The sequence below is a fragment of the Borborobacter arsenicus genome, from assembly GCF_003934165.1.
Classification (GTDB): Bacteria; Pseudomonadota; Alphaproteobacteria; order Rhizobiales; family Rhizobiaceae; genus Pseudaminobacter; species Pseudaminobacter arsenicus.
In genome coordinates, this window is the sequence record NZ_RKST01000001.1 from 112,271 (window position 1) to 129,894 (window position 17,624).

Annotated in this window: 12 protein-coding genes and 1 riboswitch; of the genes, 8 read left to right on the forward strand and 4 right to left on the reverse strand. The window is 62.3% G+C overall.

The window, feature by feature from the left end; translation table 11 throughout:
• Positions 1-398: 398 nt before the first annotated feature.
• From EET67_RS08225 to EET67_RS08240, 4 genes are all read right to left on the reverse strand, one after another.
• A complete protein-coding gene (locus EET67_RS08225) occupies positions 399-1,634 on the reverse strand; it encodes a saccharopine dehydrogenase family protein (RefSeq protein ID WP_128625681.1) in 1,236 nt (411 codons plus the stop codon).
• A 46-nt stretch (positions 1,635-1,680) separates the two neighbouring features.
• Positions 1,681-2,784: a carboxynorspermidine decarboxylase gene (locus tag EET67_RS08230; protein WP_128625682.1), complete on the reverse strand. Its 1,104-nt coding sequence runs from the start codon at positions 2,782-2,784 to the stop codon at positions 1,681-1,683.
• Between the two features lie 225 nt (positions 2,785-3,009).
• Positions 3,010-6,516 carry a DNA polymerase III subunit alpha gene (gene dnaE, locus EET67_RS08235; RefSeq protein ID WP_128625683.1) on the reverse strand — a complete coding sequence of 1,169 codons (3,507 nt, stop codon included), beginning with the start codon at positions 6,514-6,516 and terminating at the stop codon, positions 3,010-3,012.
• 296 nt (positions 6,517-6,812) lie between these two features.
• Entirely contained in the window at positions 6,813-8,825 is a 2,013-nt protein-coding gene (locus EET67_RS08240) for an acetyl-CoA carboxylase biotin carboxylase subunit (protein ID WP_128625684.1), read from the reverse strand.
• Between the two features lie 193 nt (positions 8,826-9,018).
• On the opposite strand from EET67_RS08240, the gene EET67_RS08245 reads away from it, so the two are divergent.
• The 8 genes from EET67_RS08245 to gcvP all read left to right on the forward strand — a co-directional run bounded on the left by EET67_RS08245 (position 9,019) and on the right by gcvP (position 17,450).
• A complete protein-coding gene (locus tag EET67_RS08245) occupies positions 9,019-10,143 on the forward strand; it encodes an S-(hydroxymethyl)glutathione dehydrogenase/class III alcohol dehydrogenase (protein ID WP_128625685.1) in 1,125 nt (374 codons plus the stop codon).
• Positions 10,144-10,153: 10 nt separating this feature from the next.
• A complete protein-coding gene (locus EET67_RS08250) occupies positions 10,154-10,624 on the forward strand; it encodes a YaiI/YqxD family protein (RefSeq protein WP_128626126.1) in 471 nt (156 codons plus the stop codon).
• Positions 10,621-11,277: a DUF1345 domain-containing protein gene (locus EET67_RS08255; RefSeq protein ID WP_128625686.1), complete on the forward strand. Its 657-nt coding sequence runs from the start codon at positions 10,621-10,623 to the stop codon at positions 11,275-11,277. The genes EET67_RS08250 and EET67_RS08255 overlap by 4 nt, the downstream gene beginning before the upstream one ends.
• Before the next feature lie 18 nt (positions 11,278-11,295).
• Positions 11,296-12,132, forward strand: a complete 837-nt coding sequence (gene fghA, locus EET67_RS08260) for an S-formylglutathione hydrolase (protein WP_128625687.1) — start codon at positions 11,296-11,298, stop codon at positions 12,130-12,132.
• A 177-nt stretch (positions 12,133-12,309) separates the two neighbouring features.
• Complete coding sequence (locus EET67_RS08265) at positions 12,310-12,699, forward strand: helix-turn-helix domain-containing protein (RefSeq protein WP_128625688.1); 390 nt, start codon at positions 12,310-12,312, stop codon at positions 12,697-12,699.
• Positions 12,700-12,908: 209 nt separating this feature from the next.
• A riboswitch (glycine riboswitch) is annotated at positions 12,909-12,995 on the forward strand.
• Between the two features lie 150 nt (positions 12,996-13,145).
• On the forward strand, positions 13,146-14,246 hold the full coding sequence (gene gcvT, locus EET67_RS08270; RefSeq protein WP_128625689.1) for a glycine cleavage system aminomethyltransferase GcvT: 1,101 nt from the start codon (positions 13,146-13,148) through the stop codon (positions 14,244-14,246).
• 7 nt (positions 14,247-14,253) lie between these two features.
• The gene (gene gcvH / locus EET67_RS08275; protein ID WP_128625690.1) at positions 14,254-14,622 is read left to right on the forward strand and encodes a glycine cleavage system protein GcvH; all 369 of its coding nucleotides are present in this window, start codon (positions 14,254-14,256) and stop codon (positions 14,620-14,622) included.
• Positions 14,623-14,639: 17 nt separating this feature from the next.
• A complete protein-coding gene (gene gcvP / locus EET67_RS08280) occupies positions 14,640-17,450 on the forward strand; it encodes an aminomethyl-transferring glycine dehydrogenase (protein ID WP_128625691.1) in 2,811 nt (936 codons plus the stop codon).
• Positions 17,451-17,624: the final 174 nt, after the last annotated feature.

A 17,624-nucleotide genomic window follows, 5' to 3' on the forward strand; every position in this document is an offset into this window, starting at 1 on the left:
TCTTGCCTTGAGTCCGGGATGCCGGCTCCTGCCGGCAAAGCCGCCCTCCAAGGCCCGGACCTGAGGGCTCATCACCCAGCAACGCCACCATCGCGTCACCGATCCGGCACCGTCCCCTCCACGCTCATCCGGTTCATGACCCGTGTTCCCGCGAGGGCGATGCCAGGAGCATGGGGGCGCAGGCGCAAGGTGGGGATGAGAAAGTGCGGCTGCAATGCCGGAAAGCAGGCAAAGCAAGGGCTTGTGGGCCAAGGTGGATGGATTCTGTCCACGCTTTCGGGGCAGAAACCCTGCCCTTTGCTATGGCTCCGGGCGTTCGTCGCTTCAAGCGACGATTGATCGGCTGCGTCGGCAACTCCTCCCCCCACAGGGGAGAGGAGCTCCAGTTTCTGTCAGGCTCAGGCCAGAGGTTGGTCGTTCTCGCCTTCGCGGATGCGGGTGGGAAGGCCGATCCTGCCGAGCAGGTCGAGGAACGGGCGCGGCGGCAGCTCCTCGACATTGGCCATGGTCTTGACGTCCCATTCGCCCGAAGCAATCAGCATAGCGGCCGCCACTGCTGGCACACCCGCCGTATAGGAGATGCCCTGGCTGCCGACTTCCTCGTAGGCCTGCTTGTGGTCGGCAATGTTGTAGATGAAGATTTCGCGCTGCTTGCCGTCCTTCACGCCCTTGACCAGATCGCCGATGCAGGTCTTGCCGGTATAGTCGGGCGCCAGCGAGGACGGGTCGGGCAGGACCGCCTTGACCACCTTGAGCGGCACGACTTCCTGCCCCTCGGCCGTCTTGATCGGCTGTTCGGACAGAAGGCCGAGATTCTTCAGCACCGTGAAGACGTTGATATAGTGGTCGCCAAAACCCATCCAGAAGCGGATGGTGGGCACATCGAGGTGGCGCGAAAGCGAATGGATCTCGTCATGTCCGGTCAGATAGGTCGGGCTCTTGCCGACGACCGGCAGGTCCCAGTCCTGACGGACCTCGAACATCTTGTTGGTCTTCCACTCGCGGTCCTGCCAGGTCATGACGCGGCCGGTGAATTCGCGGAAATTGATCTCCGGATCAAAATTGGTCGCGAAATAGCGGCCATGGCTGCCAGCATTGACATCGATGATGTCGATGGAATCGACCCGGTCGAAATAATCGTCCACCGCAAGCTTGGCATAGGCATTGACGACGCCGGGATCAAAGCCCGCGCCGAGAATGGCGGTGACGCCAGCCTTCTTGCAGTCTTCCTGCCGCTTCCACTCATAATTGGCATACCACGGGGCGTTCTCGCAGATCTTCAGCGGGTCCTCGTGGATGGCGGTGTCGATATAGGCAGCCCCGGTCTCGATACAGGCCGAAAGCACCGACATGTTCACGAAAGGAGAACCGACATTGATGACGATGCGTGCATCCGTGCGGCCGATCAGCGCCTTGGTTGCAGCCACATCCATCGCGTCGAGTGCATGAGCCTCGATGACGCCCTTAACCTTCAGGCTCTTCTTTTCCTGCACTGAAGCGACGATCTCACGGCATTTTTCGACCGTGCGTGAGGCGACATGGATATCGCCGAGGACATCGTTGTTTTGCGCGCACTTATGCGCCACGACCTGCGCCACACCGCCGGCGCCGATAATGAGCACGTTCTTCTTCATTCGTTGTCAAACATCCTTGTCTTGAAGGGTGAGAGATTGCAGCGCCTTACGAAAGGTTCTGCTCGTAATCCGCATAGGTGAATTCGCGGACGAGATTGACCGATCCGTCGAGTTCGCGGATCGCGATGGCTGGCATTTTCACGCCATTGAACCAGTTCTTCTTGACCATAGTATAACCGGCGGCATCCTGAATCGAAATGCGGTCGCCGACCTTCAGTTCCCGCTCGAAGCGGAACGTGCCGAAAATATCGCCGGCCAGGCAGGACTTGCCGCACACCATGACCTCATGCGGTCCGGTATCCGGCTCGATGCGGGCGTTTTCACGATAGATGAGCAGGTCGAGCATATGCGCCTCGATCGAGGAATCGACGATGGCCAGATGCTTGCCGTTGAACAGGGTATCCAGGACCGAGACCTCAAGCGTGGTGCTTTTGGTGATCGAGGCTTCGCCCGGCTCCAGATAGACCTGAACGCCGTAGCGCCCGGCAAACGCCTTGAGCCGCTCGGCGAATGCATCCAGAGGATAATCATCGCCGGTGAAATGGATGCCGCCGCCAAGGCTCACCCATTCGGCCCGCTTGAGCAGCGCGCCGAACTTCTCCTCGATCTGCGACAGCATGCGATCGAACAGGGAAAAATCGGCGTTCTCGCAATTGTTGTGGATCATGAAACCGCTGATGCGGTCCATGACGGCCTCGACGCGCGCCACGTCCCATTCACCCAGACGGCTGAACGGGCGGGCCGGGTCGGCAAGATCGAAGGTGGAGGAACTTACCTGCGGGTTGAGCCGAAGCCCGCGCACGATGCCGGAGGCCTTGTCGGCGAAGCGCTCCAACTGACCGATGGAATTGAATATGATCTTGTCGGCGTGCGAGATGACTTCTTCGATCTCGTTGTCGGCATAGGCAACGCTATAGGCATGGGTCTCGCCGCCGAACTTCTCGCGACCAAGGCGAACCTCGTAGAGCGAGGACGAGGTGGTGCCGTCCATATAGTCACGCATGGTCTCGAAGGCCGACCATGTGGCGAAGCATTTCAGCGCCAGCAGTGCCTTGGCGCCGGATTTCTCGCGCAGATAGGCGATCTTCTCCATGTTTTGCAGGAGTTTGGCCTTGTCGATCAGGTAATAAGGGGTCGCAAGTGCGGTCATGGGCTCGGCGTCGTCAAAAGGTCGGGAACGGGCCTTATAGGCGACGTGGCCAAAATGGCAAATCCGGCGCTTGCGGCGGGCTTAAAGGCCGCAGTGCGATGGCTGTGAAATCAGCCAATTACTCTGAAGCAAGATGACTTCTCCCTGAATCGCCATCTCACTCCAAGTTTTTGTTTTTAGAGCATGATCTTATCCGAAAAGTCTGCAACTTTTCGGGATCATGCTCTAAACTAGCTCGACCTCGACCACGCCGGGCACTGCCTGCATCGCCGACGCGATCTGTTGTGAGATGCGGTAGCGGTCAGGCAGTCCGATCTCCACCTCGCCCTGGGCGCCGTCCTTGATGACGACGATGCTGACCTGACCTTCGCCGCGCTGGCCAAGCTGAGATTGCAGTGCAGCGACGGGCGCGTCGTTGCGCACGAAGATACGCAGGTGCTTCTGGACCTGGCTGGCGGCATCGTCCAGCGACTTCACGGTCTGGATACGCAAATTGATGCCTTCGGGCCGATCCTCGGCCGCGACCTCGATGACCACCGATTTGCCGGCCTCCAACAGGTCGCGATATTGCGCCAACGTCTCGGAAAACATCACGGCTTCGAACTGGCCGGTGGTGTCGGACAGCATGACCACGCCCATCTTGTTGCCGGTGCGGGTCTTGCGCTCCTGCTTGGAGGTGACGGTGCCGGCAAGCCTTCCGGCGGTGGCCCCGCGCTTGACCGCCGCGGAGAACTCCGTCCAGCTCTGCACGCGCATCTTTTCCAGCGCCGATTTATATTCGTCGAGCGGATGAGCCGAGAGGTAGAAGCCGACCACCTGAAACTCGCGATGCAGCCGCTCGGCCGGCAGCCAGGGATCTGTAACCGGCAGATGCAGGGTCTGCGCCTGCCCGCTGAAGGCGCTGCCAAAAATATCGACCTGGCCGGAGGCGGCGTTTTCCTGCGCGCGGGCAGCCATGCCCATCATGCGCTCCACGCCAGCCATCAGCGCGGCACGATCCTGGCCGAAACAATCGAAGGCGCCGGCCATGATCAGGCTTTCGAAGACGCGCTTGCCGACGACGCGCGGATCGATGCGCTCGCAGAAATCGGCAAGGCTGGCAAAGGGCTTTTCGGCGCGCTTGGCCACGATGTGCTCGACCGCCGCATCGCCCACGCCTTTCAGCGCCGCCAGCGAATAGAAGATGCGGTTTTCGCCGACCTCGAAATCGCGAAACGAGGTCATCACCGAAGGGGCGACGACATCGATGCCGAGCCGCAGCGCATCCTGGCGGAAATCAGCGAGCTTGTCGGTATTGCCCATGTCGAGCGTCATTGAGGCGGCGAGGAATTCGACCGGGTAATGCGCCTTGAGATAGGCGGTCTGGTAGGACACGACCGCATAGGCGGCAGCGTGCGACTTGTTGAAGCCGTAGTCCGCGAATTTGGCCAGAAGATCGAAGATGAAATCGGCCTGCGGCTTGGAGACGCCGCGCTCCACCGCACCGGAGACGAAGCGCTCCCGCTGCTTGTCCATCTCGGCGCGGATCTTCTTGCCCATGGCGCGGCGCAGAAGGTCGGCTTCGCCGAGCGAATAGCCGGCAAGCTCCTGCGCGATCTGCATGACCTGTTCCTGGTAAACGATGACGCCCTGCGTCTCCTTCACCAGATGGTCGATCTTGGGATGGATGGAGGCGATCTCCTCCTCGCCATGCTTGCGCGCATTGTAGGTGGGGATGTTCTCCATCGGGCCGGGCCGGTAGAGCGCCACCAGCGCAATCACGTCCTCGATGCGGTCGGGCTTCATGCCGACCAGCGCCTTGCGCATGCCGGCACTTTCAACCTGGAAGATGCCCACCGTCTCGCCGCGCGACAGCATGGCGTAGGTCTTTTCGTCGGCGAGCGGGATATGCGCCAGGTCGATGTCGATGCCACGCCGGCGGATGAGGCGCACGGCCTTGTCCAGCACCGTCAGCGTCTTCAGGCCGAGGAAGTCGAACTTCACCAGCCCGGCCTCCTCCACCATCTTCATGTTGAACTGGGTGACCGGCATGTCGGAGCGCGGATCGCGATACATCGGCACCAGTTCCGACAGCGGCCGGTCGCCGATCACGATGCCGGCGGCGTGGGTGGAAGCGTGGCGATAAAGCCCTTCCAGCTTCTGGGCCATGTCGAGAAGGGTCTGGACCGCCGGCTCTTTTTCCACCTCCTCGGCAAAGCGCGGCTCGCCTTCGATCGCCTGGGCCAGCGACACCGGATGCGCCGGATTCTGCGGCACCATCTTGCACAGCCGGTCAACCTGGCCATAGGGCATCTGCAGCACGCGCCCGACATCGCGCAGCACCGCGCGCGCCTGCAGCGTTCCGAAGGTGATGATCTGGCCGACCTGATCGCGCCCATAGCGACCCTGGACGTAGCGGATGACCTCCTCGCGCCGGTCCTGGCAGAAGTCGATGTCGAAGTCCGGCATCGACACGCGGTCGGGATTGAGGAAGCGCTCGAACAAGAGCGAGAAGCGCAGCGGGTCGATGTCGGTGATGGTCAGCGCATAGGCGACCAGCGAGCCTGCGCCGGAGCCGCGCCCCGGCCCGACGGGAATGTCATGCGCCTTGGCCCATTTGATGAAATCCGAGACGATGAGAAAGTAGCCGGGAAACTTCATGCGCTCGATGATGCCGAGCTCATATTCCAGCCGCTCGCGATATTGCTCCTCGGTGAAGCTTTCGGCGAGGCCGGCAGTGTCGAAGCGGTGCTGGAGCCCCTCGCGTGCCTGCCGGCGCAATTCCTCGGCCTCCGCCTTCTGTGCGGCTTCGGGATCGGCGGCGTCGCCGGTGAAATGCGGCAGGATCGGCTTGCGCTTCTGCGGATAATAGGAGCAGCGCATGGCGATCTCGACCGTGTTGTCGAGCGCTTCGGGAATATCGGCGAAAAGCGCGACCATTTCGGCCTGGCTCTTCAGGTAATTGTCGGGTGACAGGCGGCGGCGCTCGTCGGAGGCAATCACCGAGCCGTCGGCAATGGCGATCAGCGCGTCATGGGCCTCGTAATCGTCGCGGGAGGGGAAAAAGGCCTCATTTGTGGCCACCAGCGGCAGGCCATGGCGATAGGCCAGATCGATGCTCGCAGCCTCGACTGCGCGGTCATAGCCGCCAAGCCGCTCCAGTTCGACATAAAGACGGTCACCGAACAGGTCACGAAGCGTCAGAAGCCGGCTTTCGGCCAGTTCCGCATGGCCCGTCTTCAAGGCCGCACCGATCGGCCCGTGCGGACCGCCGGTCAGACAGATCAGCCCCTGCGACATAGGCTGCAAGCCTTCAGTAGTCATATGCACCGGCTCGCCGGGCGGCGTCTCCAGATAGCTGCGGCTGACGAGGCGCACGAGATTGGCATAGCCTTCCTGCGTGGCAGCAATCAGCACCACGGGATGAAGCTCCGGCCCCTGCCGGCGATGCCCGTTGCCGCGCGAGGAATCGTTCACTTCGCCGCTGAAGCACAGGCTGGCCTGGCAGCCGATCAGCGGCTGGATGCCTTCCTTGGTGGTCTTTTGGGAAAATTCGAGAGCGCCAAACAGGTTGTTGCTGTCGGTGATGGCAATCGCCGGCGCGCCGTCCTTGGCGGCATGGGCGATGATCTTGACGACCGGCAGCGCGCCTTCGAGCAGCGAATAGGCCGAGTGAACACGCAAATGGATGAAATTGCGCGGGGAGCTTCCTTCGCCAATCACAGCGCCATCTGTCGGCGCAAGCCTGTTCATGATCGCAAGACCTTTCGCTCGGCAGATATTTGCGGAAGCCTCGCCAAAATGGTTTCGAGACTCGCCGCTGCCCGATCCATTTTCCGGAAATGGACAGGTCGCGTCCAGTGCGCAGCGAGCTTGTCTTCAGCTATTTGCTCGCTAGCGGCGTTTCCATTGAATTTTGTCTGAAATGTTACGGAATGAGTCCCGGATAGCCTCCGCTACGCTCCGGCTTCCGCTGCACAGCGCAGCAAGCAGCGTATCCGGGACCCATTCCACTCCATATCAGCAACTGGCGACCGCCACCCTTCCCCTCAGGCGAATTCCATGATCACCGCATCAACGGCGAGGCTGTCGCCCGGCTTGGCGTTGATGGTTTCGACAACAAGGTCTCGGTCGGCGCGCAGCACGTTTTCCATCTTCATCGCCTCGACCACGGCGAGCGTTTCGCCGGCCTTGACTTCCTGGCCTACGATGACAGCAATGGACACCACCAGTCCGGGCATCGGGCACAAAAGCAGCTTCGACGTATCCGGCGCCACTTTCGCCGGCATAAGGCGGTCGAGCTCGGCCGTGCGTGGGAGCATGGTGCTGGCGGTAACCGACATGCCCTTCCAGGCGATGCGGACAACATTATCCATCGGCCTGATCTGGGCTGAGACTTCATGGTCGCCGACGCTGCCGCGCCAGACGGGTTCGCCCGGACGCCAGTCGGAAGCCACGGTCAGGGCCGCGTCGCCGTCGATGGAGAGGTCGATCTCCATTGGGATGGAAACCATGCCCTCGCCAATGGAAACGGGAATATAGGCGTCGCCCAGCTTCACCACCCAGTCCGGTTTGAGCACGCCGGAATGCGGCGCCAGCCGCCCCGTCAAACGGTCGAGCCGGTCACGCCGCAACAATTCGACCACGGTGGCGATAGCGGCAAAGACCTTGCGGTCACGCGCAGACGGCTCGATCGTGGCGAAACCGTCAGGATACTCCTCGGCAATGAAGCCGGTGGAAAGCCGACCATCGCGCCAGCGCGGATGCTGCATCAGCGAGGCGAGGAAAGGGATATTGTGCTCGATGCCATCGACCACGAAATTGTCGAGCGCATCCGACATCGCATCGATCGCTTCCTTGCGCGAGGGCGCCCAGGTGCAAAGCTTGGCGATCATCGGATCGTAAAACATCGAGATTTCAGAGCCTTCGCTCACGCCGGTGTCGTTACGGATGATGATGTCGCCGTGCCTCCCCTCCGCCGGAGGGCGATAGCGGGTGAGCCGGCCGATGGAGGGCAGGAAATTGCGATAGGGGTCCTCGGCGTAGAGCCGGCTTTCCACCGCCCAGCCGTTCAGCTTGACATCACCCTGCTTGAGGGTGAGCTTCTCGCCAGCGGCTATATGGATCATCTGCTCGACCAGATCGACGCCGGTGATCAATTCGGTTACCGGATGCTCGACCTGCAAACGCGTATTCATTTCAAGGAAATAGAAGTTCTTATTCGCGTCGACGATGAACTCGACGGTGCCGGCACTTTGATATTCCACCGCCTTGGCGAGCGCCACCGCCTGCTCGCCCATGGCGCGGCGCGTCTTCTCATCGAGGAAAGGCGACGGCGCCTCCTCGACCACCTTCTGATTACGGCGCTGGATCGAACATTCGCGTTCGCCCAGATAGATGCAATTGCCATGCGCATCGGCCAGAACCTGGATTTCGATATGGCGCGGATTGACGACGAATTTCTCGATGAAGACACGGTCATCGCCGAAGGAGCTCTTCGCCTCGGAGCGGGCGCGCTCGAAACCGTCTCGCACTTCATCACGCGACCAGGCTATGCGCATGCCCTTGCCGCCACCGCCGGCAGATGCCTTGATCATGACCGGATAGCCGATCTCGCCGGCGATCTTTTCGGCATGCTCGGCATTTTCGATTTCGCCGAGAAAGCCGGGAACGGTGCTGACCTTGGCGGCATTGGCGAATTTCTTCGATTCGATCTTGTCACCCATGGCGCGGATCGCCTTGGGCTTGGGTCCGATGAAGATGATGCCCTGTTTTTCAAGGTCCTCGCAGAAGCTGGCGCGCTCGGAGAGGAAGCCATAGCCCGGATGGACAGCCTCGGCACCGGTCTGCCTGCACGCCTCGATGATCTTTTCAGCGACCAGATAGCTTTGCGCAGCGGCGGAGGGGCCGATATGGACGGCCTCGTCAGCCATTTCGACATGCATGGCGTTGCGGTCGGCATCGGAATAGACCGCCACGGTCGAAATACCCATGCGGCGCGCGGTCTTGATGACGCGGCACGCTATCTCGCCACGGTTGGCGATCAGTATCTTCTTGAACATGAAAGCGACTTCCCTCCGGCAATGGTCTCTTTTATGGAGTTCAACGCCCCGGCTCAAGCAATGTGTTGGACGGGTTCCGCGGCACCGCTGCGCAAGTAGAATATGCACCCTTATCCTCCCTACTTTGGTCCGGGCTTGATAGCGTGGTGCAAACCTGAAAGTTTGGCGCCGATTTTTCTGCCAGGAGTTAGCAATGAAGACACGTGCAGCCGTAGCCGTCGGAGCTGGAAAGCCGCTGGAGATCATGGAGGTTGACCTCGAAGGGCCGCGCGAGGGCGAGGTTCTTGTCGAGATCAAGGCGACCGGCATCTGCCACACCGACGAGTTCACGCTGTCGGGCGCCGATCCGGAAGGCATCTTCCCCGCCATCCTCGGCCATGAGGGCGCCGGCGTAGTGGTCGATGTCGGCAAGGGGGTGACTTCCCTGAAGAAGGGCGATCACGTCATTCCGCTCTATACGCCCGAATGCCGCTCCTGCCCGTCCTGCCTGTCGCGCAAGACCAATCTGTGCACCGCCATCCGCTCGACCCAGGGCCAGGGCCTGATGCCCGATGGCACGTCGCGCTTCTCGATCGGCAAGGACAAGATTTTCCACTATATGGGCTGCTCGACCTTCTCCAACTTCACCGTGCTGCCCGAGATCGCGCTGGCCAAGGTCAATCCGGACGCACCTTTCGACAAGATCTGCTACATCGGCTGCGGCGTCACCACCGGCATCGGTGCCGTCATTAACACCGCCAAGGTCGAGATCGGTTCGACCGCGGCCGTCTTCGGGTTGGGCGGCATCGGCCTCAACGTCATCCAGGGACTGCGGCTTGCCGGCGCCGACATGATCATCGGCGTCGATTTGAACAACGACAAGAAGGCATGGGGCGAAAAGTTCGGCATGACCCATTTCGTCAACCCGACCGAGGTCGATGACGTCGTTGCCCACATCGTCAACATGACCAAGCGCGGCGCCGACACGATCGGCGGTGCCGATTACACCTTCGACTGCACCGGCAATGTCAAGGTGATGCGCCAGGCGCTGGAATGCGCGCATCGCGGCTGGGGCGAGTCGATCGTCATCGGCGTGGCGGGCGCCGGCCAGGAAATCTCGACGCGGCCGTTTCAGCTCGTCACCGGCCGCACCTGGAAGGGCACCGCCTTCGGCGGCGCGCGCGGCCGCACCGACGTGCCGCAGATCGTCGACTGGTACATGGAGGGCAAGATCGAGATCGACCCGATGATCACCCACACCATGCCGCTCGAAGACATCAACAAGGGCTTCGACCTCATGAACCAGGGCAAGTCCATCCGATCCGTCGTGGTGTACTGATGGGGTGACGGTGCCGGCCCCGATCCTCTATGTCGATGCCGACGCCTGCCCGGTGAAGGCAGAGGCCGAGAAGGTCGCCGACCGGCTCGGCCTTGTGGTGGTCTTCGTTTCCAATGGCGGCTTGCGCCCTTCGCGCAACCCGATGGTGCGCCATGTGGTTGTCACCAAAAGCGCGGACGCCGCCGACGACTGGATCGTGGAAAATGCGCGCGAAAACGACATCGTGGTGACCGCCGACATTCCGTTGGCGGCAAGGGCGGTGACATTGGGAGCGCATGTACTGGGGGTGACCGGCAAGCCCTTCACCAGCGAGTCGATCGGGATGGCGGTGGCGATGCGCGACCTGAAACAGCATCTGCGCGAAACCGGCGAGAGCAAGGGCTACAATGCCGGCTTCACGCCGGCCGACCGCTCGCGCTTTCTGGGGGCATTGGACCAGATGGCACGCAAGGCGCTGGCTTCTGCCGGCGGCAAGCCATGAAAAAGCTCGTCCAGCACCGGCACTTCCCCTTTGCCGCCGGCGCGGTGCTGGGGCTTGCGGCATTCGTGCCGGCTTTCCTGGCCGTGCCGCGCCTTGCTGTGGTGATCGCAGCCGATCTGTTCTTTGCCGCCTATCTGATCCTGACGCTGATCAGGGTGCCTGATTTGACGGCGAGCTATCTGAAAAAACATGCCGAAAGCGCTGACGAGCCGATCGGCATCATCTTTGCGGTCACGCTCCTCACCATCTGCGTGGCCACCGCCTCGCTGTTCATCATCCTCAACGGAAAGCCGGCGGTAGGCGTGCTGTCGCTGGTGATCGCCGGCATCGCGGTTCCGCTCGGCTGGCTGACCATCCACATGATGGCCGCACTTCACTATGCGCGGCTCTACTGGCGACCGGCAACCAGCAGCGACGGCCGCGCTTCAGGCAAGCCCGGCAGGGGGCTGGAATTTCCCGGCGGCGGCGAACCCGATGCGGCCGACTTCCTCTATTTTTCCTATGTGGTCGGCATGACCGCCCAGACCTCGGACGTGGCTATCACCAGCGCGCAGATGCGGCGTATCAACCTCATCCACGCCATCGTCTCTTTTTTCTTCAACACCGTGATCGTGGCGGCCGCCGTGAATGTGGCCGTTTCGTTCGGCGACTAATCAGGAGAATTCCTCGCCATGAAAACCATCTCCACCGCAAAGTCCCATGGCGGCGTCCAGGGCGTCTATTCGCATCGATCCGAGGCCTGCGACTGCGACATGACCTTTGCGGTCTTCGTGCCGCCGCAGGCCAAGAAAGCCCCCTGCCCGGTCGTCTGGTATCTGTCGGGCCTGACCTGCACGCATCAGAACGTCATGGACAAGGGCGAATATCGGCGCGTGGCGGCCGAGGCAGGCCTGATCGTCGTGTGCCCCGACACCAGCCCGCGCGGCGAAGGCATTCCGGATGAAAAGGACAATTGGCAGTTCGGCTCGGGCGCCGGCTTCTACCTCGACGCCACGCAGGAGCCGTTTGCGAAGAACTACCGCATGTATTCCTATATCACCGAGGAACTTCCGGCACTGATTAAGGAAAATTTTCCCACCGACATGGACCGACAGGCGATTTTCGGCCATTCGATGGGCGGCCACGGCGCACTCACCATCGCGCTCAAGCATCCGGAACGGTTCAAGAGCTGCTCGGCCTTCGCGCCGATCGCCAATCCGATGACGGCAGGCTGGTCGAAGCCCGCTTTCGAGAAATATCTCGGCGCCGACGAATCGTCCTGGCGCGAATATGATGCCTGCGCGCTGATCGAGGACGGCCATCGCTTCACCGAATTTCTGGTGGATCAGGGCAAGGCGGATGGATTTCTCGATGACGGCCTGCGCCCCTGGCTGTTGGAAGCGGCCTGCAAGGACGCAGGCATTCCGCTGACCCTGCGCATGCGCGACGGCTACGACCACTCCTATTTCTTCATCTCCACCTTCATGGAAGATCATCTGCGCTGGCATGCCGAACGGGTCGTCCTGTAGCCGGGACGGCCTGGGCGAACACCCTCGACGCACCGGTAAAAATCTGACTGCAACTACAAATGGTTAGGCGAAACTTGCCGCCAAAGCCTTGCCATTGAGCCACCCCTTCGTCATCCTTGGACCAGCTGCCGCCATCCGGGCGGCGGCGCATTTTTTGAACCACAGGAGGCCGATCGGGTGCCCAACACCACGAACATTTACGAAGAAATTCCGGATATGGACACGATGGGCGGGCGGCTTTCGCGCGCTCGCGAGGCAAGCGGGATCAGCGTCAAGCAACTGGCCTGGCGCCTTGGCGTGAAGATATCGACCATCCAGGCCTGGGAGAGCGACCGCTCGCAACCGGGCGCCCATCGCATGAACATGATGGCAGGCATGCTCAATGTCAGCCTGTCCTGGATCCTGCACGGCGTGGGGATAGCGCCGACCGAACATGAATTCGACGATAGCGACGGCGAGACGCTGGAAGCGGTCGGAGCGCAGATCATCCGGCTGAAGCGGCTCCATGCCGAAACAGGTAATCTTATCGACCGTCTCGAAGACGGCATGGCGCGCCGCGCCGGTTGATAAATCTGTAGACAACTCCGTCCCAGCAGCCGGTTTGCGCGATATTCCGTGCATCCGGCGCCTGCGCAACAGACGGAAATCCGCCCCGCACGCGACAGATTTGCGGGAACCGGTGAAAATTTCCTCCCTGCGACATCTTGTGTCGCGGGGGAGTGACAAAGCGTTGCGCCTAGGCTAGCTATACACCCGTCGAGGATCCATTTGGATTCTACCTGTTTGCGGGAGAGAGCAGCGCGAGCTGCCGCCGAAGGGGAAATCGCCCGAAATCTCTCAGGCAAAAGAACCGTAGGCAGGACAGACAACTCTGGAAAGTCGGGGCCGATCCCCCGCGCCGAAGGTGTAAGCGCAGCCGACAGAGTTCCGGTTGCGCGAGTCTCTCAGGCTTCAGACAGAGGGGCACGGAATGGCTGCGAAAGCGGCAGTGTACGTGCGACTCTGGAGAAGACATGACGGGCGATGCATTAAAGCGACTTCCCCTTGAAAATCTGCATATCGAAGCCGGTGCGCGCTTCGGCCCGTTCGCGGGCTGGTCGATGCCGCTGACCTATCCGGCCGGGGTGATGGCCGAACATACCCACACGCGAGAGCATGTCGGCCTGTTCGACATCTCGCATATGAAGCTGATCGAACTGGATGGAAAGCAGGCTGCCGACCTGCTGGCCGAGGCCTGTCCGCTCGATGCCGAGGCACTGGCGCAGAGCCAGTCCAAATATACTTTCCTGCTCAATGACAAGGCCGGCATTCTCGACGATCTGATCGTCACGCGCCTCGGGCCGCAGCGTTTCATGGTGGTGGCCAATGCAGGAAATGCCGAGGCCGACCTGGCGCATCTGAATGCGCTGGCCAAAGGGCTGGATTGCACGGTCAAGCCGCTGGAACGCGTGCTCCTGGCCATACAGGGGCCGGACGCCTGGGCGGCACTGTCGCGGGCGGGCGTGGAAACCGGCACGCTGGTGTTCATGCACGGCATAGAGCCCCACGAAAACTGGTTCATGACCCGCTCCGGCTATACCGGCGAGGACGGTTTCGAGATCGGCCTGCCGGAGAAGGATGCGCGCGAACTGCTGGACAAGCTGCTCGCCGACGAACGGGTGAAATGGGTCGGCCTTGCCGCACGCGACAGCCTGCGGCTGGAGGCCGGCCTGTGCCTGCATGGGCAGGACATCACCCCTGAAATCGATCCTGCGACGGCCGGCCTAATGTGGGCGGTCTCAAAGGACGTGCGCGCGGCGGGCCGGTTCATCGGCGCGGAGGCGCTTGCGGCCATCGTGGCGCAGGGCCCATCGCAAAAACGCGTCGGGCTGAAGCCGCAGGGCCGCCAGCCGGTGCGCGCCGGAACCAGGCTTTTCGACGAGGCCGGCAACGAGGCCGGCCATGTTACCTCGGGCGGCTTCGGCCCTTCCGTCGGTGGCCCCGTCGCGATGGGCTATGTGGCCACGCCGCTTGCCAAGCCGGAAACCAGACTTTTTGCCGATGTGCGCGGGACCAGGATTCCCGTCGACATTCACCCCCTACCCTTCACGCAGCATCGCTACCGCAAAGGATAAATTTTTCATGGCAAAGCTCTATTTTACCGATGACCACGAATGGCTGAGCGTCGAGAACGGCGTCGCCACCGTCGGCATCACCGACTATGCGCAGGAACAGCTTGGCGACCTGGTTTTCGTCGATCTGCCTGAAGCCGGCCGCGCGCTCAAGAAGGGCGATGTCGCCGTGGTGGTCGAATCGGTCAAGGCCGCATCCGATGTCTACGCTCCGGTCGACGGCGAGATCATCGAGGCCAACCAGGCCCTCGGTTCCGAGCCAGCGCTGGTCAATTCCGCCGCCACTACCGATGGCTGGCTGTGGAAGATGAAGCTTGCCGATGAGGGCCAGCTTTCCGGGCTTCTCGACGAAGCCGGCTACAAGGCCCTGATCGGCTGAAGACAGGAGTTGCCTCGATGACAACCGCTCCCTACCCGTTCTCAAGACGCCATATCGGACCGGGCACGGCCGATATGCGCGCGATGCTCGCGGTGCTCGGCGTACCCTCCATCGAGACGCTGATCACGCAGGCAGTGCCGAAGTCGATTAGGCTGGACGGCGAGCTCAAGCTGCCCGCGCCGGCAAGCGAGGCTGACGCGCTTGCCGAGCTTGGCGAGAAGATGGCCCGCAACATCGTGCTGAAAAGCTTCATCGGCGCCGGCTACCATGGCTGCCGCGTGCCGCCGGTGATCCAGCGCAATCTGTTCGAGAATCCGGCCTGGTACACGGCCTATACGCCCTACCAGTCCGAGATCAGCCAAGGCCGGCTGGAACTGCTGTTCCATTTCCAGACGCTAGTGACGGAACTGACCGGCCTACCGGTGGCGTCGGCTTCGCTGCTGGATGAGGCGACTGCTGTTGCCGAGGCGGTCGGCATCGCCGCGCGCCATCACCGCGACAAGCGCAGCGAGGTCGCGCTGGCCGGCGAGTTGCACCCGCAGACGCTCGACGTGCTGAAGACGCGGGCCGAGCCGCTCGGCTTGACCATCGGCGCCGGAGAGATCGGCGACAACACCGCAGCGCTCGTCGTCTCCTGGCCAGATACGCTGGGCGTCTATGGCGACCACGCAGCTTCCATCTCCAGGGCGCGTTCGGTCGGGGCCATCGTGATTTTCGTTGCCGACCCGCTGGCGCTGACCATTTCGGAACCGCCGGCCAAGCTTGGCGCCGATATCGCGGTCGGCTCCATGCAGCGCTTCGGCGTGCCGATGGGCTTCGGCGGCCCGCATGCCGCCTATTGCGCCGTCTCCGACAGGCTGACGCGGCTGATGCCGGGCCGTCTGGTCGGCCAGTCGGTCGATGCGCATGGCCGCCCCGGCTACAGGCTGGCGCTGCAGACGCGCGAGCAGCATATCCGCCGCGACAAGGCGACCTCCAATATCTGCACCGCGCAGGCGCTGCTGGCCAATATGGCAGCGGCCTATGCGATCTGGCACGGCCCGCAGGGGCTGCAGACGATCGCCTCGCAGGTGCAGGCGCTGGCGGAACGGCTGGCCAAGGGGCTGATAGATGCCGGAGTGAAGGTGGCGGGTAAGCGCCGCTTCGACACCGTGACGGTGACGACATCGGACAAGGCCGAGGAAATCGCGGCAGCTGCCGAAAAAAGCGGGCGGCTGGTTCGCGTCATCGACAAGAACCGCATCAGCATCGCCTTCGATGAAACCTCGACCGAGGCTGATCTGGAAGCCATTGCCGCCCTGTTCGGCGCAAAGCCGGCACCTGCCGACAAAATGGCGCAGCCAGCCGATCCGCGCGGCAAGGGGTTCCTGACCCAGCCGGTGTTCCATGAAAACCGGTCGGAAACGGAGATGATGCGCTTCCTGCGCCGGCTCGCCGACAAGGACCTGGCGCTCGACCGGGCAATGATCCCGCTCGGCTCCTGCACCATGAAGCTCAATGCGGCTGCCGAAATGATGCCGGTGAGCTGGCCATCGGTTGCCAATCTGCATCCCTTCGCGCCGGCCGCGCATTCCAGCGGCTATCGCGCCATGATCGACGATCTTGATAAGTGGCTTTCCGAGATCACCGGTTTCGACGCGGTGTCGCTGCAGCCCAATGCCGGCAGCCAGGGCGAATATGCCGGGCTTCTGGCCATCCGCCACTATCACCAGACGCGTGGCGACAAGCACCGCGACATCTGTCTGATTCCATCCTCGGCGCATGGCACCAACCCGGCCAGCGCCAGCATGGCGGGCATGAACGTCGTCGTCGTGCGCTGCACCGATGACGGCAATGTCGACATCGACGATCTCAAGGCCAAGGCGGCGGAGCACGCCGACCGGCTGGCAGCGCTGATGATCACCTACCCATCGACGCATGGCGTGTTCGAGGAAGGCATCCGCGACATCTGTGCGGCGATCCATGAGCATGGTGGACAGGTCTATTTCGACGGCGCCAACCTCAACGCGCTGGTCGGGCTGGCGCGGCCCGCCGATATCGGCGCCGATGTCTGCCACATGAACCTGCACAAGACCTTCTGCATTCCGCATGGCGGCGGCGGGCCGGGCATCGGACCGATCGGCGTCAAGGCGCATCTGAAGCCTTATCTGCCCGGCCATGTCACCGAGGGCAGCAAGCACGCAGTGTCGGCCGCCCCGTTCGGCAGCGCTTCGATCCTGCCGATCACCTGGATGTATATCCGGATGATGGGCGCAAGCGGCCTGAAGCAGGCGACCGAGATGGCGATCCTCAACGCCAACTACATCGCCACCCGGCTGAAGGCGCATTATCCGGTGCTCTATCAGGGCCGCAACGACCGCGTCGCGCATGAATGCATCCTCGACACCAGGGTGCTGAAGGATCGTGCCGGGGTCAGCGTCGAGGATGTCGCCAAGCGGCTGATCGACTATGGCTTCCATGCACCGACCATGTCATGGCCGGTGGCGGGCACGCTAATGGTCGAGCCGACCGAATCCGAGCCCAAGCACGAGATCGACCGCTTCTGCGAGGCGATGATCTCGATTGCCGGGGAAGCCGCGCGCATCGAAAAGGGCGAGTGGCCGCAGGACGACAATCCGCTCGCCAACGCGCCTCACACGGCTGCCGAGGTACTGGCCGACAAATGGGAGCATCCCTATTCGCGGCTGGTCGCGGCCTATCCGGGCGGCAACGCCGACACGGCGGCGAAATACTGGCCGCCGGTCTCGCGCGTAGACAATGTCGGCGGCGACCGCAACCTGGTCTGCTCCTGCCCGCCGCTGACGGAATATCTCGGCGCAGCGGAATAGCTAAACAGCCCGGCCGCATCCGCATGCGGCCGGGCATTTCACATCGGATTTGCGTGTACACGCCGTGATGCCTTGAAGGTTTGGTCACCAAACGCCTATAGGAACAGGTGACTGCCCCGAACGGAACGGGAACCCTGTCGCCCGCACCGCAAAGCATGGCAGTATCACGACGAA

Coding starts and splice junctions, on each gene's coding strand:
- gcvH (WP_128625690.1), top strand. CDS start 14,254: ATGGCAAAGCTCTATTTTACCGATGACCACGAATGGCTGAGCGTCGAG.
- gcvP (WP_128625691.1), top strand. CDS start 14,640: ATGACAACCGCTCCCTACCCGTTCTCAAGACGCCATATCGGACCGGGC.
- dnaE (WP_128625683.1), bottom strand. CDS start 6,516: ATGAACAGGCTTGCGCCGACAGATGGCGCTGTGATTGGCGAAGGAAGC.
- gcvT (WP_128625689.1), top strand. CDS start 13,146: ATGACGGGCGATGCATTAAAGCGACTTCCCCTTGAAAATCTGCATATC.
- EET67_RS08240 (WP_128625684.1), bottom strand. CDS start 8,825: ATGTTCAAGAAGATACTGATCGCCAACCGTGGCGAGATAGCGTGCCGC.
- EET67_RS08255 (WP_128625686.1), top strand. CDS start 10,621: ATGAAAAAGCTCGTCCAGCACCGGCACTTCCCCTTTGCCGCCGGCGCG.
- fghA (WP_128625687.1), top strand. CDS start 11,296: ATGAAAACCATCTCCACCGCAAAGTCCCATGGCGGCGTCCAGGGCGTC.
- EET67_RS08245 (WP_128625685.1), top strand. CDS start 9,019: ATGAAGACACGTGCAGCCGTAGCCGTCGGAGCTGGAAAGCCGCTGGAG.
- EET67_RS08225 (WP_128625681.1), bottom strand. CDS start 1,634: ATGAAGAAGAACGTGCTCATTATCGGCGCCGGCGGTGTGGCGCAGGTC.
- EET67_RS08230 (WP_128625682.1), bottom strand. CDS start 2,784: ATGACCGCACTTGCGACCCCTTATTACCTGATCGACAAGGCCAAACTC.